General features: G+C 61.7%; 19 protein-coding genes and 1 other RNA gene. 3 read left to right on the forward strand and 17 right to left on the reverse strand.

What is annotated here, in order from left to right; translation table 11 throughout:
• Positions 1-74 precede the first annotated feature (74 nt).
• From ftsZ to rsmI, 17 genes are all read right to left on the reverse strand, one after another.
• Positions 75-1,271 carry a cell division protein FtsZ gene (gene ftsZ, locus D8U70_RS06440; protein ID WP_016773283.1) on the reverse strand — a complete coding sequence of 399 codons (1,197 nt, stop codon included), beginning with the start codon at positions 1,269-1,271 and terminating at the stop codon, positions 75-77.
• Positions 1,272-1,374: 103 nt separating this feature from the next.
• A complete protein-coding gene (ftsA, locus tag D8U70_RS06445) occupies positions 1,375-2,634 on the reverse strand; it encodes a cell division protein FtsA (RefSeq protein WP_016773282.1) in 1,260 nt (419 codons plus the stop codon).
• A 15-nt stretch (positions 2,635-2,649) separates the two neighbouring features.
• Positions 2,650-3,516: a cell division protein FtsQ/DivIB gene (locus D8U70_RS06450; protein WP_073473459.1), complete on the reverse strand. Its 867-nt coding sequence runs from the start codon at positions 3,514-3,516 to the stop codon at positions 2,650-2,652.
• 4 nt (positions 3,517-3,520) lie between these two features.
• A complete protein-coding gene (locus D8U70_RS06455; RefSeq protein ID WP_016773280.1) occupies positions 3,521-4,495 on the reverse strand; it encodes a D-alanine--D-alanine ligase in 975 nt (324 codons plus the stop codon).
• Positions 4,492-5,952: a UDP-N-acetylmuramate--L-alanine ligase gene (gene murC, locus D8U70_RS06460; protein ID WP_024014243.1), complete on the reverse strand. Its 1,461-nt coding sequence runs from the start codon at positions 5,950-5,952 to the stop codon at positions 4,492-4,494. The genes D8U70_RS06455 and murC overlap by 4 nt, the downstream gene beginning before the upstream one ends.
• Complete coding sequence (gene murG / locus D8U70_RS06465; RefSeq protein ID WP_016773277.1) at positions 5,945-7,015, reverse strand: undecaprenyldiphospho-muramoylpentapeptide beta-N-acetylglucosaminyltransferase; 1,071 nt, start codon at positions 7,013-7,015, stop codon at positions 5,945-5,947. Before murG ends, murC begins: the two co-directional genes overlap by 8 nt.
• Positions 7,005-8,216, reverse strand: a complete 1,212-nt coding sequence (ftsW, locus tag D8U70_RS06470; RefSeq protein ID WP_172667897.1) for a putative lipid II flippase FtsW — start codon at positions 8,214-8,216, stop codon at positions 7,005-7,007. The genes murG and ftsW overlap by 11 nt, the downstream gene beginning before the upstream one ends.
• 2 nt (positions 8,217-8,218) lie before the next feature.
• Positions 8,219-9,565, reverse strand: coding sequence for a UDP-N-acetylmuramoyl-L-alanine--D-glutamate ligase (murD, locus tag D8U70_RS06475; protein WP_071173551.1), 1,347 nt, complete (start codon positions 9,563-9,565; stop codon positions 8,219-8,221).
• A 5-nt stretch (positions 9,566-9,570) separates the two neighbouring features.
• Positions 9,571-10,653 carry a phospho-N-acetylmuramoyl-pentapeptide-transferase gene (gene mraY / locus D8U70_RS06480; protein WP_016773275.1) on the reverse strand — a complete coding sequence of 361 codons (1,083 nt, stop codon included), beginning with the start codon at positions 10,651-10,653 and terminating at the stop codon, positions 9,571-9,573.
• On the reverse strand, positions 10,653-12,020 hold the full coding sequence (murF, locus tag D8U70_RS06485) for a UDP-N-acetylmuramoyl-tripeptide--D-alanyl-D-alanine ligase (protein WP_024014246.1): 1,368 nt from the start codon (positions 12,018-12,020) through the stop codon (positions 10,653-10,655). Before murF ends, mraY begins: the two co-directional genes overlap by 1 nt.
• On the reverse strand, positions 12,013-13,476 hold the full coding sequence (locus tag D8U70_RS06490; RefSeq protein ID WP_016773271.1) for a UDP-N-acetylmuramoyl-L-alanyl-D-glutamate--2,6-diaminopimelate ligase: 1,464 nt from the start codon (positions 13,474-13,476) through the stop codon (positions 12,013-12,015). Before D8U70_RS06490 ends, murF begins: the two co-directional genes overlap by 8 nt.
• Positions 13,476-15,215, reverse strand: coding sequence for a penicillin-binding protein 2 (locus D8U70_RS06495; RefSeq protein ID WP_174823877.1), 1,740 nt, complete (start codon positions 15,213-15,215; stop codon positions 13,476-13,478). Before D8U70_RS06495 ends, D8U70_RS06490 begins: the two co-directional genes overlap by 1 nt.
• Entirely contained in the window at positions 15,215-15,508 is a 294-nt protein-coding gene (gene ftsL / locus D8U70_RS06500; RefSeq protein WP_016773269.1) for a cell division protein FtsL, read from the reverse strand. Before ftsL ends, D8U70_RS06495 begins: the two co-directional genes overlap by 1 nt.
• Entirely contained in the window at positions 15,505-16,446 is a 942-nt protein-coding gene (rsmH, locus tag D8U70_RS06505) for a 16S rRNA (cytosine(1402)-N(4))-methyltransferase RsmH (protein WP_110603100.1), read from the reverse strand. Before rsmH ends, ftsL begins: the two co-directional genes overlap by 4 nt.
• Positions 16,447-16,448: 2 nt before the next feature.
• Positions 16,449-16,904 carry a division/cell wall cluster transcriptional repressor MraZ gene (mraZ, locus tag D8U70_RS06510; protein WP_007917012.1) on the reverse strand — a complete coding sequence of 152 codons (456 nt, stop codon included), beginning with the start codon at positions 16,902-16,904 and terminating at the stop codon, positions 16,449-16,451.
• 402 nt (positions 16,905-17,306) lie between these two features.
• Positions 17,307-17,660, reverse strand: an RNA gene (rnpB, locus tag D8U70_RS06515) — RNase P RNA component class A.
• Positions 17,661-17,733: 73 nt separating this feature from the next.
• Positions 17,734-18,606, reverse strand: coding sequence for a 16S rRNA (cytidine(1402)-2'-O)-methyltransferase (gene rsmI, locus D8U70_RS06520; protein ID WP_130928508.1), 873 nt, complete (start codon positions 18,604-18,606; stop codon positions 17,734-17,736).
• A 209-nt stretch (positions 18,607-18,815) separates the two neighbouring features.
• Here rsmI and D8U70_RS06525 point away from each other — a divergent pair, with 209 nt between their 5' ends.
• The 3 genes from D8U70_RS06525 to D8U70_RS06535 all read left to right on the forward strand — a co-directional run.
• Positions 18,816-20,627, forward strand: coding sequence for a penicillin-binding protein activator (locus D8U70_RS06525; RefSeq protein WP_130928509.1), 1,812 nt, complete (start codon positions 18,816-18,818; stop codon positions 20,625-20,627).
• The gene (locus tag D8U70_RS06530) at positions 20,627-20,989 is read left to right on the forward strand and encodes a YraN family protein (protein ID WP_016773265.1); all 363 of its coding nucleotides are present in this window, start codon (positions 20,627-20,629) and stop codon (positions 20,987-20,989) included. Before D8U70_RS06525 ends, D8U70_RS06530 begins: the two co-directional genes overlap by 1 nt.
• 101 nt (positions 20,990-21,090) lie before the next feature.
• Positions 21,091-21,532, forward strand: a 442-nt coding sequence (locus D8U70_RS06535; RefSeq protein WP_130928510.1) for an SIS domain-containing protein, incomplete at its 3' end; no start/stop codon positions are given.

Raw genomic sequence — 21,532 nt, forward strand, 5'->3', positions numbered from 1 at the left:
AACAAAGGCTGGCGATGATAGCAGACCATGCCTTTGCTGAACACCAATCACCTTCATAGCCCTGATACATTCCATCAATCGGCCTGACGACGCAGGAATGCCGGAATGTCCAGGTAATCCAGGTCATCCTGCGGATTCATCTTCGCGGCAGCCGCAGCACCGGCCTGAGCCTGGTTGCGCATGACGGTCGGACGGTCCAGATCACGGTAGTTAACCGCTGGCTGCTCCTGACGGGCCGGAGCCGGTTGTTGCACCTGCGCCGAGGCCATGGAGGTGTGAACGGTGTTGTCGATGACCTTCACAGGCTTCTCGATTTTCGCGCCCAGACCGGTGGCAACCACAGTCACGTGCAGCTCGTCGCGCATGTCCGGATCGATAACGGTACCGACCTTGACCATCGCGTGCTCGGAAGCAAAGGCTTCGATGATCGAACCAACGTCGGAGTACTCACCCAGGGACAGGTCAGGACCGGCGGTGATGTTCACCAGAATACCGCGCGCGCCTTGCAGGTTGACGTCTTCCAGCAACGGGTTGCGGATTGCCGCTTCGGTGGCTTCACGTGCACGGTTCGGACCGCTGGCGCAGCCAGTGCCCATCATCGCCATGCCCATTTCGCTCATCACGGTGCGCACGTCGGCGAAGTCGACGTTGATCATGCCCGGACGCTTGATGATGTCGGAGATACCGCGAACGGCACCGGCCAGTACATCGTCAGCCTTGGCGAAAGCCGACAAGAGGCTTGCGTCTTTGCCGAGGATGGTCAGCAGTTTTTCGTTCGGAATGGTGATCAGCGAGTCGACGCTTTCCGAGAGCATGCGAATGCCTTCATCGGCGATCTGCATACGCTTGCGGCCTTCGAACGGGAACGGACGGGTCACGACCGCAACGGTCAGGATGCCCATTTCCTTGGCCACTTCGGCGATGATCGGCGCTGCACCGGTACCGGTACCGCCGCCCATGCCGGTGGTGATGAACACCATGTTGGTGCCGGCCAGCACTTCAGCGATGCGCTCGCGGTCTTCCAGAGCGGCTTGACGGCCGACTTCAGGATTGGCGCCGGCACCCAGGCCCTTGGTCACGCCAGTGCCCAGTTGCAGGATGGTCCGCGCGCCGATGTTTTTCAGCGCTTGAGCATCGGTGTTGGCGCAGATGAACTCAACGCCTTCGATGTTGCTCTTGACCATGTGATTGACAGCGTTGCCGCCGCCACCGCCGACACCGATAACTTTGATTACCGGGCTTGCGGGGATGTTGTCTACGAGTTCGAACATTTTCCCTCTCCTTACATTCTCTAGTTTTTTCGCCTACTGCTGTTTGTAGCGGTGTATCTACTGCAGTTGCTTGCCGCTTGAAGCTTGTCGCTCCAGGCTGCTTTTAAAAATTGCCCTGAACCCACTTTTTCAGTCGGTCCAGCAGCGGCGCCTGAGGCTCTTCGCTGCTGTAGCTGTCGCGGCTGCCGATGCCGGAGAACGAAACTCCGTCGGACTGCTTCTGCAGGCCGTACATCAACAAACCGACGCCAGTGGAATAAATCGGGTTGCGCACCACGTCATCCAGACCTTTCACGCCATGCGGCACACCAAGGCGCACCGGCATGTGGAAGATTTCTTCGGCCAGTTCAGTGGCGCCTTCCATTTTCGACGTACCACCGGTGAGCACGATGCCCGCCGGAATCAGGTCTTCGTAGCCGCTGCGACGCAGCTCGGCCTGGATCAGGGTGAACAGTTCGTCGTAACGCGGCTCGACCACTTCGGCCAGGGCCTGACGCGACAGTTCGCGCGGTGGACGGTCGCCAACGCTCGGCACCTTGATGGTTTCACCGGCACCGGCCAGTTTGGCCAGGGCGCAGGCGTAACGGATCTTGATCTCTTCGGCGTACTGGGTCGGAGTGCGCAACGCCATGGCGATGTCGTTGGTCACCTGATCACCGGCAATCGGGATTACGGCGGTGTGACGGATCGCGCCTTCGGTGAAGATCGCGATGTCGGTGGTGCCGCCGCCGATGTCGACCAGGCACACGCCCAGTTCTTTTTCGTCGTCGGTCAGCACCGAGTAGGCCGAGGCCAGTTGCTCGAGAATGATGTCGTCGATTTCCAGACCGCAGCGACGCACGCATTTTTCAATGTTCTGTGCAGCGTTGACGGCGCAGGTGACCACGTGAACCTTGGCTTCCAGACGCACGCCGGACATGCCCAGTGGCTCGCGCACGCCTTCCTGGTTATCGATCACGTAATCCTGCGGCAGGGTGTGCAGCACGCGCTGGTCCGCCGGGATCGCCACGGCCTGGGCGGCGTCGAGCACACGCTCAAGGTCAGCCGAGCTGACTTCGCGATCACGGATCGCAACGATGCCGTGAGAATTCAGGCTGCGGATGTGATTGCCGGCCACGCCGACGAACGCGGAGTGAATGCGGCAGCCGGCCATCAGTTGGGCTTCTTCGATCGCGCGCTGGATCGACTGCACGGTGGATTCGATGTTGACCACCACGCCCTTCTTCAGGCCGCGGGACGGATGCGTGCCGATCCCGACGATTTCCAGCTGGCCGTCGTCCGCGACCTCGCCTACCAGCGCCACCACTTTGGAGGTGCCGATATCCAGACCGACGATCATTTTGCCGCTTTGCACGTTTGCCATGGGTCCTGCCTCTTCTTAATTCTTTGCGACAGCGGGTTGGGCTGTCGTCGGCGCTACGGGTTCCCGCCAGCCAACAGCGAGGCCGTTGGCGTAGCGCAGATCGATGCGCGCAATGTTCGTAATCTGCTCTTTCAGCGTCTTGTCATAGATGGCGATGAAGCGGCGCATCTTTTCCACCAGGTTGCCGCGTCCCAGCAGCAACTCGATGCCGGGGCCGGAACTGCCTGCACCGGTGGTCAGGAACCAGCTGCCGCGTTCACGCAATTCCAGGCGTGCGATCGAAAAACCCAGCGGCCGCAGCATCTGGCTCAGCACCTGATACTGCTGCATCACCTGCTGCTGAGCCCGTTGTGGGCCGAACAGCTGCGGCAGGTGTTCATAATTCGCCAGTTCCTTGGGCGTGAACGCCTGGCCCTGGTTGTTGAGCAACGACTCGTCGCCCCAACGCGCCACCGGCAATTGCTCTTCGAGGCGGATCACTACCTGATCCGGCCACACCCGACGCACTTCGGCGTGGGCGATCCAGGGCATCTGCTCGAGCTCGGTACGCATACCGGCGAGGTCGATGGTGAAGAAGCTCGACGCCACGAACGGCGCGATCCGCTGCTGCACCGCCTGCTGGCTGATGTAGCTGAGGTCGCCCTGCACCGCGATCTTGCTGATCGGCCGGTCGGCGTACGGCAGCAAACGCTGCGCGCCTTCGTACGTACCAAAGCCCAGTGCTACCAGCAGCACCGGCCAGAACAGACTTTTCAGAAAGCCGAAATTGGCTTTCGGCAGGCGCGCGGACATCGGCTCTTTCGCCACCATTCGGCTGGCACCCCGCGGCACCGGCTTGCGGCCGGGTGCGGGTGGCTGATGTCTGAGATGAGCGCCTTGCATGGTCTTAACCTCGCGCCTCTGTTGCGCCTGCGTCTTCAACGCTGGCGGCCAGAATGGCCAGAACCAGTTGCTGGAAATCCAGACCGGCAGCCCGCGCCGCCATCGGCACCAGGCTGTGATCGGTCATGCCCGGTGCGGTATTGACTTCGAGGAACCAGAACTGCCCGTCGGCGTCCTGCATCACGTCCGCCCGGCCCCAACCGGCGATACCCAGCGCCTCACAGGCCTTGGCCGTGAGTTCCATGAGTTCCTGTTCCTTGGCCGCGTCGAGCCCGCACGGAATGCGGTACTGGGTATCGTTGGCGATGTACTTGGCGTCGTAGTCGTAGAACGTGTGCGGTGTACCCAGGGCGATAGGAGGCAACACCTGGTCACGCAGGGTGGCGATGGTGAACTCCGGACCTTGAATCCATTGCTCGACCAACACTTGCGAATCGTAGGTACTGGCCGCTTTCCATGCGTCGATCAACTCGGACGCAGAATTCACTTTGGCCATCCCGATACTTGAACCTTCATGCGCCGGTTTGACGATCAAAGGCAGGCCCAGTTCCGTCGCTGCGGAAATACAATCGGCTTCGCTGCACAGTACGGCGTGACGCGGCGTCGGAATCCCGAGGCTGTGCCAGACCTGCTTGGTGCGCAGCTTGTCCATCGCCAGTGCGGAAGCAAGAATGCCGCTGCCGGTGTACGGGATGCCGGCGCACTCGAGCAGGCCCTGCATGCTGCCGTCTTCACCGCCGCGACCGTGGAGAATGATGAACGCGCGGTCGATCTTTTCGCTGAGCAGACGCTGCAGGAAGTCTTCGCCCACATCGATACCGAACGCGTCGACGCCAGCGCTTTGCAGCGCCTCGAGCACGGCGTTGCCGGATTTCAGCGAAACCTCACGCTCGGCACTCAGGCCGCCGAAGAGCACGGCGACGCGGCCGAAGTCTTTCGGCGCGATGGTGGAGAACAGCTTGGCGTAGGCAGCAGTCATTTCAACTTCCCCTCGACCGGCGCCGCCACGGCGCCGGCGAACAATTCACTTTTCAACAGCTTCGGCGCGAGACCGCCGATATCACCAGCGCCCTGGCACAGCAGAATGTCGCCGGCGCGCAGCAGCGGCTTGACCAGCGGTGCCAGATCGACGCCACGCTCGATGTAGATCGGGTCGAGCTGACCGCGCTGACGGATGCTGTTGCACAGCTTGCGGCTGTCGGCGCCCGGGATCGGCTCTTCGCCGGCCGGATAGACTTCCATCAGCAGCAGCACGTTGGCGTCGGCCAGTACATTGACGAAGTCGTCGTACAGATCACGGGTGCGGCTGTAGCGATGCGGCTGGTAGACCATCACCAGACGACGCTCCGGCCAGCCACCGCGCACGGCTTTGATCACCGCAGCGACCTCGGTCGGGTGGTGACCGTAGTCGTCGACCAGCATCACGTTGCCGCCGTCTACCGGCAGTTCGCCGTAGACCTGGAAGCGTCGGCCAACACCCTGGAAGCCTGACAGGCCCTGAACGATGGCTTCATCGCTGACGCCTTCGTCGGTGGCGATGCAGATGGTCGCCAGCGAGTTGAGCACGTTGTGGTTGCCGGGCATGTTCACCGACACGTCCAGCGGCTCGCGATCCGGGCGCAGCACGGTGAAGAAGGTCTGCATGCCCTGCTGACGGACATTGATTGCGCGTACGTCGGCGTCTTCGCTGAAGCCGTAGGTCACGGTCGGACGTTTCACCAGCGGCAGGATTTCACGCACCACCGGATCGTCCAGGCACATCACCGCCAAACCGTAGAACGGCAGGTTGTGCAGGAATTCGACGAAGGTTTTCTTCAGTTTGTTGAAGTCACCGTCGTAGGTCGCCATGTGGTCGGCGTCGATGTTGGTGACCACGGCCACCAGCGGCTGCAGATGCAGGAAGCTCGCATCGCTTTCGTCGGCTTCGGCGATCAGGTAACGGCTGGTGCCGAGCTGGGCATTGGTGCCTGCCGCATTCAGGCGACCACCAATCACGAATGTCGGGTCCAGACCACCGGCCGCGAACACCGAAGCGATCAGGCTGGTGGTGGTGGTTTTGCCATGGGTACCGGCGACGGCGATGCCGTGGCGATAGCGCATCAGCTCGGCGAGCATTTCTGCACGCGGCACTACGGGAATGCGGCGTTCAAGGGCAGTCGCCACTTCCGGGTTGGACGTGTTCACTGCGCTCGACACCACCAGCACGTCGGCGGTAGCGGCGTTCTCGGCACGGTGACCGATGAAGATCTGCGCGCCGAAGGTTTCTAGGCGCTCGGTGACCGGCGACGCTTTCAGGTCGGAACCGGAGACTTGATAGCCCAGGTTCAACAACACTTCAGCGATGCCGCACATGCCCACGCCGCCGATGCCGACGAAGTGGATGCGGCGGATGCGGCGCATTTCCGGTTGTGGCATGGCTTTCTGATTCTCAACCATGGGCCACCTCCAGACAGGTATCGACCACGCTACGGGTGGCATCGGGTTTGGCCAGTCGGCGGGCCGCTTGGGCCATTGCTTCGAGTCGTTGCGGTTGCATCAAGACCTCTGTCAGGCGCGCGGCAAGATCCGCGGCACCAGTCGTTCTTTGCGGCATCAGGAAGGCAGCGCCTTCGCGGGCCAAATAATCGGCGTTGCGGGTCTGGTGATCGTCGATCGCGTGGGGCAAGGGCACCAGCATCGAGGGCAGACCGGCGGCCGCCAGCTCACTGATGGTCAACGCGCCAGCGCGGCACACCACCAGGTCAGCCCAGCCATAGGCCTGGGCCATGTCTTTGATGAACGGCTGCACCTGCGCTTCCACACCCACGGCGCGGTAACGCTCGGCAGTCACTTCATCGTGATTTTTGCCGGCCTGATGAAACACTTCCGGGCGCAGGTCGGCAGCGACTTGGGCCAGGGCTTCAGGCAGCAATTTGTTCAACGGTTCTGCGCCCAGGCTGCCGCCAAGGATCAGCAAACGCGCTTTGCGCCCGGCCAGCGCCGGTCGCGATGTGTCGAGGAACAGCTCGCTGCGCACCGGATTACCGGTGGTACGGCGGCTGTCCGACAGAGTAAAGGTGTCGGGGAACGCTTCACACACTCGGGCGGCGAACGGCACCAGCAACCGATTGGCGGTGCCGGCGACAGCGTTCTGCTCGTGAACGATCACCGGCACGCCAGCCAGTTTCGCGGCAAGACCACCAGGGCCGGTCACATATCCGCCAAAGCCAACCACGCACACCGGTTTCAGGCGGCGCATGATCGCCCGCGCCTGCCACACCGATTTGAGCAACATCAGCGGCGCCTTGAGCAGCGACAGCTTGCCCTTGCCGCGCAGACCGCTGGCATTGATCCGGTGCAGTTCAAGCCCTGCCGCCGGAACCAGTTCGTTTTCGATCCCGCGTGGCGTGCCGAGCCAGTGCACGGTGTAGCCGCGCGCCTGAAACTCGCGGGCACAGGCCAGCGCCGGGAACACGTGGCCGCCGGTACCGCCGGCCATGATCAATACGTTAGCGCCCATGAGTCGGCTCCTCGGCGAAGTCGCTCTCCTGGAATTCCATCTCTTCGCTGCCCAGGTGGGTCCGACTCTCCCACTCGATGCGCAGCAACAGGCCCAGACAGGCGCAGCAGATCACCAGCGAGCTGCCGCCGTAACTGAGGAACGGCAAGGTCAGACCCTTGGTTGGCAGCAGGCCGACGTTCACACCGATGTTGATCAGGAACTGACCAATCCACAGGAACGACAAGCCGTAAGCCACGTAAGCGGCGAAGAACTGCTTGGCCTTCTCCGCCCACAGGCCGATGTACATGCCGCGAATACACACGAACACGAACAGCGCGACGGTGCACAACGAACCCACGGCGCCCAGTTCTTCGGCGAGTACCGAGAACACGAAATCGGTGTGCGCTTCCGGCAGGTAGAACTGTTTCTGCACGCTGTTGCCCAAGCCGACGCCCAGCCACTCGCCGCGACCGAACGCGATCAAGGCCTGCGACAACTGATAACCGGCGCCGAACTGGTCGGCCCACGGGTCGGCGAAGTTGGTCAGACGCGCCATTCGATAGGGCTGCATCTGGATCAGCAAAACCACCGCGCCAACCGCCAGCACCACCATCAGCGAGAAACGGAACAGCCCGACCCCGCCAAGGAACAGCATCGCCGCCGCCGCGCCCATCATGACTACGGTGGCACCGAAGTCCGGCTCCATCAGCAACAGACCGGCCATCGGCAGCAGGACGATGAACGGCTTGAAGAAGCCCATCCAGCTCTCGCGCACTTCTTTCTGCCGGCGCACCAGATAACCGGCGAGGTAGATCACCACGAACACCTTGGCGATTTCCGACGGCTGCACGTTGAAGAAGCTGAAACCGATCCAGCGCATCGAACCGTTCACTTCGCGGCCGATGCCGGGGATGATCACCATCACCAGCAGGCCGAACGCACCGATCAGCATCATCCAGCCGAGGCGCTGCCAAGTGGCGATCGGGATCATCATGGTGACGATGCACGCACCCAGGCCCAGCACTACATAGATAAGGTGGCGAATCATGTAATACAGCGGACTGCCCGACTGCGCCGCCGCCACTTCGGTGGACGCCGAGGCGATCATGATCAGGCCCAGACCAAGCAGCGCCAGGCAACCGGCGAGCATCGGGAAGTCGAGGTCGATGCCACGCCCGGTGATCAGCGGCGACGGGTACGGCTTGATGATGTTTCTCAGGTTCATGCCAGTTCCTCCACAGCGCGGACGAACTGGTGACCACGGTCTTCGTAATTCTTGAACATGTCGAAACTGGCGCAGGCCGGAGACAGCAGCACCACATCGCCCGGTTGGGCAGCGGCGCGGCATTGCGCGACGGCGTCGACCAGCGAGGACGCGCGGATCAGCGGCACGGCATCACCGATGGCTGCGCCGATCTTGTCGGAGTCGCGGCCCATCAGGATCACGGCGCGGCAGTTGGCCGCCACCGGATCACGCAGATCATTGAATTCGGCGCCCTTGCCGTCACCACCGGCGATCAGAATGACCTTGCCGTCGATGTCTGCGCCCAAACCTTCGATGGCCGCCAGAGCGGCGCCAACGTTGGTGGCTTTGGAATCGTTGTAATAGGCCACGCCGTCGAGATCGCGCACCCACTGGCAGCGATGCTCGAGGCCGGCAAACGTACGCAATGCAGAGAGCATGGCGTCGAACGGCAGGCCCACCGCGTGACCCAGTGCCAATGCGGCGAGAGCGTTGGACTGATTATGCGCACCGCGAATCTTCAGTTCACGCACGGGCATCAGGTTCTGGAATTCGAAGGCGAGGTACTTCTCGCCGTCTTCTTCGCGGATCCCGAACGCTTTGAAATCCGGTTTGCTCAGGCCAAAGGTCCAGCATGGCTGGCCTTCGCCGATCAATGGACGGCTCAGGGCGTCCTGACGGTTGACCACAAACTGCTTCGCGCCCCGGAAGATCCGGTGCTTGGCCAGGTGATAGGCCGGCAGACCGCTGTAGCGATCCATGTGGTCTTCGCTGATGTTCAGCACGGTGGCGACTTCGGCGTTGAGCTGGTCAGTGGTTTCCAGTTGAAAACTCGACAGCTCCATCACATACAACTCGACGTCATCGCTGAGCAGGTCCAGCGCCGGGGTGCCGAGGTTGCCGCCAACGGCGACGCGCTTGCCGGCCGCAGCCGCCATCTCGCCAACCAGAGTAGTCACGGTGCTTTTCGCGTTGGAGCCGGTAATGGCCACGATCGGCGCCCGCGCGTTACGCGCGAACAACTCGATGTCGCCGGACATTTTCACGCCACGGGCGGCGGCGGCTTGCAGGGCCGGGGTCGCCAGCGCCAGGCCGGGGCTCACGTAGAGCTCGTCGGCACGGCAGAGGAATTCGACGTCCAGCTCGCCACAACGCACTTCCACGTGCGGATAGTCACGCTTGAGCGTGGCCAGTTCCGGTGGATTTTCCCGCGTGTCGGCCACAGCGAACGACGTGCCCCGGTTCGCCAGGAAGCGAACCAGGGACATGCCGCTCTTGCCGAGGCCGACAACGATGCGGAAGTGGTCAGAAGCGATCAGAGACACTCGTTCTACCTCAGCTTCAGGGTGGCAAGGCCGACCAGTACGAGAATCACGGTGATGATCCAGAAACGGACGATCACGCGCGGCTCGGGCCAGCCCTTGAGTTCAAAGTGGTGGTGTATCGGCGCCATGCGGAACACGCGGCGACCGGTCAGCTTAAAGGAGGCAACCTGAATGACCACTGACAGGGTTTCCATCACGAACACGCCGCCCATGATGAACAGGACGATTTCCTGACGGACGATCACCGCGATGGTGCCCAGTGCCGCGCCGAGTGCCAGGGCACCGACGTCGCCCATGAACACTTGCGCTGGATAGGTGTTGAACCAGAGAAAACCGAGGCCGGCACCGATCAGCGCGCCGCAGAACACGATCAGCTCGCCCGCGCCCGGCACGTAAGGAATCAGCAGGTATTCGGCGAATTTCACGTTACCCGACAGGTAGCAGAAAATCCCCAGGCCGCCGCCGACCATCACGGTTGGCATGATCGCCAGGCCGTCGAGGCCGTCAGTCAGGTTGACCGCGTTGCTCGAACCGACAATCACGAAGTAGGTCAGCACGATGAAACCGGCGCCCAGCGGAATGCTGTAGTCCTTGAGCATCGGCAGGATCAGCGTGGTTTCCACCGGCGTCGCGGCAGTCATATAAAGGAAGATCGCAGCGCCGAGGCCGAACACCGACTGCCAGAAATATTTCCAGCGGCTCGGCAGGCCACGGGAGTTCTTTTCGATGACTTTGCGGTAATCGTCGACCCAGCCGATGGCGCCGAACAGCAGGGTCACCAGCAGCACCACCCAGACGTAGCGGTTGCTCAGGTCAGCCCAGAGTAGAGTGCTGACGCCGATCGAAGACAGAATCAGCGCGCCACCCATGGTCGGCGTACCGGATTTGGACAGGTGCGATTGCGGGCCGTCGTTACGTACCGACTGGCCGATCTGACGGTTCTGCAGAGTACGGATCATCCACGGGCCATAGCACAGCGACAAGACCAGCGCGGTCAGTACACCGAGAATCCCGCGCAGGGTCAGGTACTGGAAGACCGCGAAGCCTTTGTAGAACTGTTGCAGATACTCCGCTAGCAGCAGCAGCATTAATGTTTCTCCAGACTGGACCCGCACAGAGCCGCAACGATGTTTTCCATCGCTGCGCTGCGCGAACCCTTGATCAAAATGGTGGTGTTTGTGTCCTGCTCGGCGGCGAGGGCCTGGATCAGCTCGGCCTGGGTGCCGAAGTGCTGCGCCTGCTCACCGAAAGCGTTTACCGCGTGGACCATGTTCGGCCCGACCGCGTAAAGCGCGGAAACCTTGCCTCGGGCGTACTCGCCCACGTCGCGGTGCCCCTGCTCCGCCCAGTCGCCCAACTCGCCGATATCTCCGAGCACCAGGACGGTGCGGCCGGAAAAGCCGGCGAGTATATCAACGGCCGCACACATCGAGGTGGGGTTTGCGTTGTAGGTGTCATCGATCACGCGCATGCCGTTTTTCGCCAGTTGCGCGACGGTGCGCCCCTTGACCGGTTGCACCGCGCCCAGCCCAGTGGCGATGCCGAACAGCGAAACGCCCAAGGCGTGGGCAGCAGCGGCGGCAGCCAGGGCATTGGCGACGTTATGGGTACCGAGCAGATTCAGTTGCACGCGCTCACTGCCTTCAGGGGTGTGCAGATTGAACGCCGGGCAACCGCGGGCATCGGTGGCCAGATCGCTGGCGTGGAAATTCGCCTCGCTGTTGCTCAGGGCGAAGGTCAGCACCTGACGACCGGCAGCGCGGGTCTTCCAGATACCGAAAGCCTTGTCATCGAGGTTGAGCACGGCGATGCCATCGGCGGCCAGACCCTCGATGATTTCGCCTTTGGCTTCGACGATTTTTTCCGGACCGCCGAACTCACCGACGTGAGCGGTGCCGGCGTTGTTCAGGATCGCCACGTGCGGCTTGGTCAGGCCGACGGTGTAAGCGATCTCGCCCAGACGTGAAGCGCCCAGTTCGATGACAGCCGAGGTGTGTTCCGGCGCCAGCTCGATCAGGGTCAGCGGTACGCCGAGGTCGTTGTTCAGATTGCCACGGGTCGCCAGCACCGGACCGCGCGTGCGCAGGATGCTCGCGAGCATTTCCTTGACCGTGGTCTTGCCACTGGAACCGGTCACCGCCGCCACTGGCTGGGTGAACGCAGCACGGTTCAACGCGCCGAGTTGGCCGAGGGCCTGACGGGTGTCCTTGACCAGCAATTGCGGCAACGCGCTGTCGGCGACTTCGCGCTCGACCAGTGCCGCTACGGCGCCTTTGCCGGCGACGTCGTTCAGGTAGTCATGACCGTCGAAACGCGGGCCGGTCAGGGCGATGAACAACTGGCCGGGCTGAATGGCGCGGCTGTCGATGCTGACGCCGTCGAAACTCGCGTCAGCGCCGATCAAACGGGCTTCGAGGGCGTTGGTCAGTTCACTGAGTGTCAGGGCCTTAAGCATGGGCCACCTCCCACGCGGTCAGGGCATGATCGGCCTCGACCAGATCGGAAAACGCATGGCGCACGCCGTTGATTTCCTGATAGTCCTCGTGACCTTTGCCGGCCAGCACAATCACGTCGTCAGCGGTTGCGCCGGCAATCAATTGCGCAATGGCCTGACCGCGACCGGCTACGAAGGTGACCTTATCCACAGCGGTGAAACCGGCACGGATGTCGTCGAAAATCACCGCAGGATCTTCGGTGCGCGGGTTGTCATCGGTGACCAGCACCTGGTCGGCGAGGCGCTCGACCACTTCGGCCATCAACGGACGTTTGCCACGATCGCGATCACCGCCGCAGCCGAACAGGCACAGCAGTTGGCCTTTGACGTGCGGGCGCAGCGCAGTGAGAACCTTTTCCAGCGCATCGGGCGTGTGGGCGTAATCGACCACCACCAGCGGCTGCGTACCACCACCCAGACGCTGCATGCGCCCGGCCGGGCCTTCGAGCTTCGGCAGCACTTTGAGAATTTCGTCGAGGGCGTAATCCAGGCCAAGCAAGGCGCCGACTGCGGCCAGCACGTTGCTCAGGTTGAAACGCCCGAGCAATGTGCTGCGCAGGTGATGCTCGCCCTGCGGCGTGACCAGCGTGGCGCGTACACCATGGTCGTCGAACTGCGCTTCGCGGCAGAACAGGTAGGCACTGCTGTCGAGCAGGCTGTAGGTGATCAAACGCGACTCGCGCTTTTCCGCCGCCAGTTGCCGGCCGAAATCGTCGTCGAGGTTGACCACGCGGCACTTCAGGTCATTCCAGGCGAACAGCCGGGCCTTGGCCTCGGCGTACGCCTGCATGGTGCCGTGATAATCCAGATGATCGCGGGACAGGTTGGTCATCACCGCCACGTCGAACGCCAGCGCGGTGACCCGGCCCTGATCCAGACCGTGGGACGACACTTCCATGGCCACGGCTTTCGCGCCGGCCTTTTTCAGGTCACCCAGGGTTGCTTGCACGGCAATCGGATTCGGCGTGGTGTGCAGGCCGCTTTCCAGCGCGCCATAGAAACCGGAACCCAGCGTACCGACGATGCCGCAATGCTGGCCGAGCAGATCCAGCGCCTGCGCGACCAATTGGGTCACGCTGGTCTTGCCATTGGTGCCAGTGACGCCGATCAGGTTCAGATGGTGACTCGGCTCACCGTAAAAACGCCCGGCGATGTCCGACAGCTGCGCCGCCAGGCCCTTGACCGGGATCAGCGGCACGTCAGTGATCGGCAATACGGTGGCGCCTTCGACCTCATACGCCACGGCAGCTGCGCCGCGTTGCAAGGCATCGGCGATATGCGCACGGCCATCGAAACGGCCGCCGGGCACGGCGAGAAACAAGTCGCCGGCGCGCACGTTGCGGCTGTCCAGCGCCAGTTCACGGATCAACAGATCGTGGCCGGCGTGGGGAAATATCTTGTTCAGACTTAATGACATCAGCCGCGCCCTCCATTGGCTTTCAGCGGAACGACCGGGGTGGCATTGGCCTGTTGGGTGGTCGGCAGGTTGTCCGGGGTCACGTTCATCAGGCGCAGGGTGCCGGACATCACACGGCTGAACACTGGCGCCGACACCAGACCACCGAAGTAACCGGCCTTGGTCGGCTCATCAATCACCACAACAATCGCGTAACGCGGATCGCTCATCGGGCCGAAGCCGGCGAACAGCGAACGGTAGGAGTTTTCCGCGTAGCCTTTGGTGCCGACCGAGGTCTTGCGCGCGGTACCCGACTTGCCGCCGACGTGATAAGCCGGCACCTGCGCACGGAACACGCCGCGCGGCGCTTCGATTACCTGCTGCAACATGCCCTGCATGGTTTTCGCCACGGCTTCCGGCAGCACTTGGGTAGTCTGCGGCATCTTGTCGGTTTTGATCAGGGTCAGCGGCGCGAGACGACCGTTGTTGGCCAGTGCCGAGAACGCGTGCACCAGCTGGATCGCAGTCACGGAAATACCGTAGCCGTAAGACAAGGTTGCAGTTTCAGCCTTGCGCCATTCGCGGTAGTTGGGCAGATTGCCGACACGTTCGCCGGGGAAGCCTAGGCCGGTGTCCTGGCCGAGGCCGACTTTCTGCGCCAGACGGAAAATGGTTTCGCCGCCGATATCGAAGGCGACTTTACTCATGCCGACGTTACTGGAATTGATCAGGATGCCGGTCAGATCGAGCACCGGCCCTTCGGTCTTCGACACGTCTTTGATGGTGTATTTGCCGATCTGCAACGAGCCCGGATACACCTCGACGGTGTCACTCGGTTTCCAGCGGCCGGTTTCGATCGCCGCGCTCATGGAAATGGCCTTCATGGTCGAACCCGGCTCGAACACGTCGATCATGGCGCGGTTGCGCATCATCGCCGGTTGCAGGTTGCGACGGTTGTTCGGGTTGTAGGTCGGCTGGTTGACCATGGCCAGAATCTCGCCGGTCTTCACGTCCATGATCACCAGACTGCCGGCCTTGGCGCCGTTCTCGATGATCGCGTTGCGCAACTCGCGGTTGGCCAGGTATTGCAGACGCAGGTCAATCGACAACGCCAAGGGCTTGCCGGCCTTGGCGTTCTTGGTGACTTGAACATCCTTGATCAACCGGCCACGGCGATCCTTGATGACTTGTCGTTTGCCCGGCACCCCGGCCAGCCATTCGTCATAGGCCAGCTCGACGCCTTCGCGACCGTGATCGTCGATGTCGGTAAAGCCGACCATGTGCGCGGTGACTTCACCGGCCGGGTAGAAGCGGCGGAATTCTTCGATGCCGTAGACGCCCGGCACTTTCAGATCGAGCACAGCCTGACCCTGCTCGGGGGTCAGCCCGCGCACCAGGTAAATGAATTCTTTGTTGGCCTGGGCTTCGAGGCGTTCGCTCAGGGCTTTCGGGTTCTGGCCCAGCGCGGCGGCGAGTGCCGGCCACTTCTCTTTGGCCGACTGCATTTCCTTGGCGTTGGCCCACAGCGTGGTCACCGGCGTACTGACCGCCAGAGGCTCGCCGTTACGGTCGGTGATCAGGCCACGGTGCGCCGGAATCGGAATGTGCCGCAGGCTGCGCGCGTCGCCCTGCCCTTTGAGGAAGTCACGGTCGACCACTTGCAGGTCGATGATGCGCCAGCAGATCGCCGCGACCATCAGACCGAGCAGCGCCACCATCAGGCGGAAGCGCCATGGGAACAGTGCGCCTTCGAGTTTCATCATGGCGCCACCATCTTCACGTCAGCCGCGCCAGGGATGTGCATTTTCAGTTGTTCAGTGGCCAGCACTTCGATGCGGCTGTGCGCGGTCCAGGTGCTCTGCTCGAGAATCAGCCGCCCCCACTCGGCCTGCGCCTTGTCGCGCACGCTGAGTTCGTTATAAAGGGTGTTGAGCAACTGCCGGTTCCAGTGCGCGCTGTACGACACGGCAATGGCCGAAAACAGCACGCCGATAAACAGCAGCAGCATCAGAAAGCTGCCGCCGGGCAGTGGTTTGGCGAAAAGCTTGCTCACCGCAACTTCTCCGCGACACGCATGACGGCGCTACGGGAACGTGGGTTGGCTTTGAGTTCGGCGTCGGAGGCCGTCTGCGCTTTGCCGTGGATTTTGATTTTCGGTTCGAAGGCGACGTGGCGAACCGGCAGGTTGCGCGGCAGATTGTCGGCCTCGCCTTTCACCAGCTTGCGCATGAACAGTTTGACGATGCGGTCTTCCAGCGAGTGGAAGCTGATGACCACCAGACGGCCGCCAACTTCCAGCGCTTCCAGCGCGGCGTCGAGGCCGGCTTCCAGATCGCCGAGTTCGTTATTGACGTGAATGCGCAAACCCTGGAATGCGCGGGTGGCCGGGTTCTTGCCCTTTTCCCACGCCGGGTTGGCGACTTTCAGCACTTCGGCCAGATCGGCGGTGCGCTCGAACGGCTTGATGTCACGGCGCTCGGCAACGGCACGGGCCATACGCCCGGAGAAACGTTCTTCGCCGTATTCCTTGAACACCCGGGCGATTTCTTCCACCGGCGCGGTGTTGACGAATTCGGCAGCGCTGATGCCACGGGACGGGTCCATGCGCATGTCCAGCGGCCCGTCATTGAGGAAACTGAAGCCGCGCTCGGCGTCATCGAGCTGCGGCGACGACACGCCGAGGTCGAGCAGAATGCCGCTGACCTTGCCGGTCAGGCCTTGCTCGGCAACCACCGAACCGAGCTCGGCAAAGCTGCGCTGCACAACGACAAAGCGGCCGTCTTCGGCCGCTAGCGTTTGCCCGGTGGCAATCGCTTGAGGATCCTTGTCGAATCCGATGAGTCGACCGTCCGGCCCGAGCTGGCTAAGGATCAACCGACTGTGCCCGCCGCGCCCGAACGTGCCGTCCAGATAGCAGCCATCAGGACGTACGGCGAGAGCCTCGACGGCTTCGTCAAGCAGTACGGTGATGTGGTTAAAGCCGCTATCAATAGTCACAGGATCAAATCACGCAGTTCATCAGGCATCGCGCCCGGTTGTTGAATAGCAGCAAGGTCAGCGGCAGATACCGCGTTCCATGCATCCTCGTCCCACAATTGGAACTTGTTCAGTTGGCCGACCAGCATCGCGCGCTTATCGAGCTTGGCGTATTCGCGCAAACGCGGCGGAACCAGGAAACGACCACTGCCATCGAGTTCGAGGTCGACGGCATTACCAATCAATAAACGTTGCAGGCGACGGTTCTCTTCGCGAAGCGAAGGGAGTGCGCGCAACTTGGTTTCAATAATTTCCCACTCATCGAGCGGATAGACACACAGGCATGGATCAACGGCATCAATGGTCACGATCAATTGGCCGGAACTGCGCGAATCGAGCTCGTCACGGTACCGGCTCGGCATGGCGAGACGGCCCTTTGCATCGAGACTGATAGCGTTAGCTCCGCGAAACACGTCAGCGTTTCTCCAATTTTTATCGTTTTGAGCTCAAAAAACCCACTTCATGCCACTTTCCGCCACTTGCGCACACTATAGGAATGCGCCCACCACACCGTCAAGGCGCGGATTAAAGGAAAAGCCTTACAGAACGGAGATTTAGCGACGTAAAAGGAGGCTCAACGAGAATCTGACGTGAAGTTTCGACCAATAACTTGATGCAGCACTGAACGCTGCGCTCGAAAGTTAAAGTAGTTTGTTAAGAGTAAGATTTTTTCGGTATTACAAAGGCGCTTCGGCTGTTGATTGAAGCAGGGTGGGAAAAGGCTATTACCGCGTTTGCCGCTGCCGGAGTTTCAGACCAGGCCGGCTGATATTACACAGCCGCGTCTTCTTTGTTTCAAGCAGGGAAAGAAAAAGGTGGAGAGTCGATCTGTAAGCCGGGTTCTGTCTTGAACAGTCATTCGTCTACGATGGCCATCACTGGACATCTTTAGCAACCTACCCGGTCCCAGCGCGGGCCACGCCTTGGGACCCTATTTGGTCTTGCTCCAAGTGGGGTTTACCTAGCCACGAACTGTTGCCAGACGTGCGGTGCGCTCTTACCGCACCTTTTCACCCTTACCGGCGCTTGCGCGCTTAGGCGGTTATTTTCTGTGGCACTTTCCGTAGGCTCACGCCTCCCAGGCATTACCTGGCACTTCGCCCTATGGAGCCCGGACTTTCCTCCCCCCCCTAATTTTCATAGAGGGCAGCGACTGTCCGATCGACTCTCCGCCGCGAAGGTTAACGGCAGAGCGCCGGAAGAACAAGCGCTAAAACCCTCCAGACCGCCATGGGCGACGGCTTACACGCCTTTCTGTTTATCCAGCGCGACCTGATACAGCACGTTTTTGCGCTCGCCGGTGATTTGCGCTGCCAGTGCGGCGGCGCGCTTGAGCGGCATTTCCTCCAATAGCAGATCGAGGATGCGCATGGCTTCGCTGCTGACCGCGTCCTCCGACTCCGGCGCGGTCCAGCCGGCCACCAGAACCACGCACTCGCCGCGCTGCTGATTGCTGTCGGACTCGACGAACGCACGCAGTTCGCTGAGCGGCAGGCCTTTGAGGGTTTCGAAGGTTTTGGTGATTTCCCGCGCCAGCAGAGCCTGACGCTCGCCGCCAAACACCGCTTCCATATCCTGCAGGCATTCGAGAATGCGATGCGGCGCCTCATAGAAAATCAGGGTGCGCGGCTCTTCTTTGACTGCTTCCAGACGCGCCTTGCGCCCGACCGACTTGGCCGGCAGAAAACCTTCGAAGATAAAACGGTCGGACGGCAATCCCGCCGCCGACAGCGCCGCGATCAACGCGCAGGCACCCGGCACCGGCACCACGTTGATGCCGGCCGCACGGGCCTGACGCACCAGGTGATAACCCGGATCGGAAATCAGCGGCGTGCCGGCATCAGAGATCAGCGCGACGTTGTCGCCCGCCAGCAACCGGGTAATAAAGCGGCTACCCTCATCCCGTTCGTTGTGTTCGTGACATGCGGCCAGCGGCGTGCCGATGCCGAAGTGCTGCATCAGGCGCGCCGAATGCCGCGTGTCTTCCGCTGCAATCAGGGCCACCTCACGAAGGATCTTCAAGGCCCGGGCGCTGATGTCGTCCAGGTTGCCGATGGGCGTCGCCACCACATAAAGCGAGCCAGCAGCGGAATTCAAAGCACCTGGAGCAGTCAAAGCGCACACCTCATGATCGATAAAGCGGGCATTGTAACCCGTAGCGGCGCTTGCGATACGCGTGAGCAATGCTCGCTTTTGCCGCGTTTTGTGCCGCACAGCAACAATTGCGCAAGCTAAATTGATCGATTCACGCCACTAACATCGCGCCCCGGCCAGTGCTTGGGTACAATTCCACGCTAATTTGATCGAGTATCAGGAACACTTACATGATCGCTTGCCTGCGGCTGTTCACTGCCCTCTGCCTCGCTGCCTTGTTGGCCGCGTGTGCCAGCTCCCCTTCCTCCAGCCTTGGCGAACTTCCACGGACTCCGGACGCCAGCATCGAGCAACTGCTCGAACAGGCTGCCCAGGCTAAAACCCCGGAACAAGCCGCGCTGCTGCGCCTGAGCGCGGCGGACCAGGCTTACCGCCAAGGCAATGCCGGCCAGTCCGCGCAAATCCTGCAACAAGTGCCGGTGGAGCAACTCAAGCCAGGCCAGCAGATTTTCGCCAATACGCTGTCCGCCGAACTGGCCATGACGCGCAATCAGCCGAAAGCTGCGCTGACCGCCCTGAGCCATCCAAGCTTCCAGAAGCTCGGGGAAATGCCGGAAGAGCAGCAAGTGCGCACTTGCACTGTTCACGCCCGCGCCCTTGAAGCCGACGGCCAGACACTGGCCGCTGCCCGCGAACGTGTGTTCATCGCACCGATGCTGGAAGGCGAAGCGGCGAGCAAGAATCACGAAGCGATCTGGACCCTGATCGCTTCGCTGCCAACCGATCAATTGCAACCGAACAACACCGACGATCTCGGCGGTTGGATGGCACTGGCGCAAGCGGTGAAAACCGCAGGCACGCTGGAACAGCAACAAGCCGCGATCGACAACTGGCGTGCACAGAATCCAAAGCACCCGGCGGCGATCAACCTGCCGCTGCCGCTGACCAAGCTCAAGGAACTGGCCAGCCAGCCACTGAGCAAAATCGCCCTGCTGCTGCCACAGGACGGCCAGTTGGCGTCGGTCGGCAAAGCGCTGCGTGAAGGCTTCATGGCCGCGCATTATCAGGCGCAACAGGCCGGCCAGAACCCACCTGCCATCGAGTTCTACGACAGCTCGAAGCTGACCTCGATGGACGAGTTCTATCGCAAGGCTCAGGCTGACGGCGTGCAACTGGTAGTCGGCCCGCTGGAAAAACCACTGGTCAAGCAACTGAGCACTCGCCCGCAACTGCCAATCACCACCCTGGCGCTGAACTACAGCGAAGGCGAGCAAGGCCCGGCGCAGTTGTTCCAGTTCGGTCTGGCGGCTGAAGACGAAGCTCGCGAAGTTTCCCGTCGCGCTCGTGCCGACGGCCTGCATCGCGCCGCGATCATGGTGCCGAAGGGCGAATGGGGCGATCGCGTCCTGCGTGCCTTCAGCCAGGACTGGCAAGCCAATGGCGGCAGTATCGTTGCCACCGAGCGTGTCGATCAGCCGGTGCAACTGGCCCAGCAGATCGCCGACATGTTCCAGCTGCGTCAGAGCGAAGCTCGCGCCAAGAGCCTGCAGAATGTTGCCGGCACCAATGTCGCCGCGCAGCCTTCGCGTCGCCAGGACATCGAATTCATCTTCTTGGCCGCGACACCGCAACAGGCCCAGCAGATCAAGCCGACCCTGAATTTCCAGTACGCCGGTGACGTGCCGGTCTACGCGACTTCCCACGTGTACAGCGCCAGCGGCGACGTCAACCAGTACAACGACATGAACGGCATTCGCTTCTGCGAAACCCCATGGCTGCTGGAAACCAGCGATCCGCTGCGCCAGCAAGTGGCTGCGCAATGGCCGCAAGCCAATGGCAGCCTCGGTCGCCTGTACGCCATGGGCGCCGACGCCTATCGCCTGGCACCGCGCCTGGGCCAACTCAAGGCCCTGCCGGACAGCCGCATCGAAGGTCAGTCGGGCAGCCTCGGCATGACCCAGACCCAGCGCGTAGTGCGCCAGTTGCCATGGGCACAGTTCGTCAGCGGTCAGGTGCAGCGCCTGCCGGACACACCGCGCTGATGCCCGACAGGTCACGCTCGCAAAGCGGCAAGGATGCCGAGCGCCAGGCGCTCGAACATCTGCAACAACAAGGTCTGCGCCTGTTGGCGCAGAACTGGTTATGCAAACGCGGCGAGCTTGATCTGGTCATGCTTGATGGCGATACAGTAGTATTCGTTGAAGTTCGCTACAGAAAAAACACTCAATGGGGTGGCGCGCTCGCCAGTATCGACGAGCGCAAGCAGCAGAAACTGATCTTTGCAGCACAGTATTTTCTTCAGCGCGAGTCGCGTTGGGCCAATTCCCCCTGCCGCTTCGATGTGGTGGCGATCGACAGCCACCCGAATCAGCTGAACTGGTTGCAGAATGCTTTCGACAGTTGATCGCCTGCACCCTGCCCTGTTTTCGTCCGACACATTTTGCTCTTTGCTTTGCCGGCTGCACATTCACGTGCCGAACAGCCGCGCCACTTAAGGTCACACAGATGGACATGCAATCCCGAATTCGCCAGCTTTTCCAGGCCAGTATCGACACCAAGCAACAGGCGATGGACGTACTTGCACCGCACATCGAGCAAGCCAGCCAGATCATGGTCAACGCCCTGCTCAACGAAGGCAAAATGCTCTCGTGCGGCAACGGTGGCTCGGCCGGCGATGCCCAGCATTTTTCTTCGGAGCTGCTCAACCGCTTCGAGCGCGAGCGTCCGAGCCTGCCGGCGATTGCGCTGACTACCGACACTTCGACGATCACTTCGATCGCCAACGATTACAGCTACAACGAAGTGTTCTCCAAGCAGATCCGCGCGCTCGGCCAGCCGGGCGATGTGTTGCTGGCGATTTCGACCAGCGGCAACTCGGCGAACATTATTCAAGCGATCCAGGCCGCACATGATCGCGAAATGATTGTCGTAGCTTTGACCGGACGCG

This window comes from Pseudomonas sp. Sample_20 (genome assembly GCF_004307585.1).
Lineage (GTDB): Bacteria > Pseudomonadota > Gammaproteobacteria > Pseudomonadales > Pseudomonadaceae > Aquipseudomonas > Aquipseudomonas atacamensis.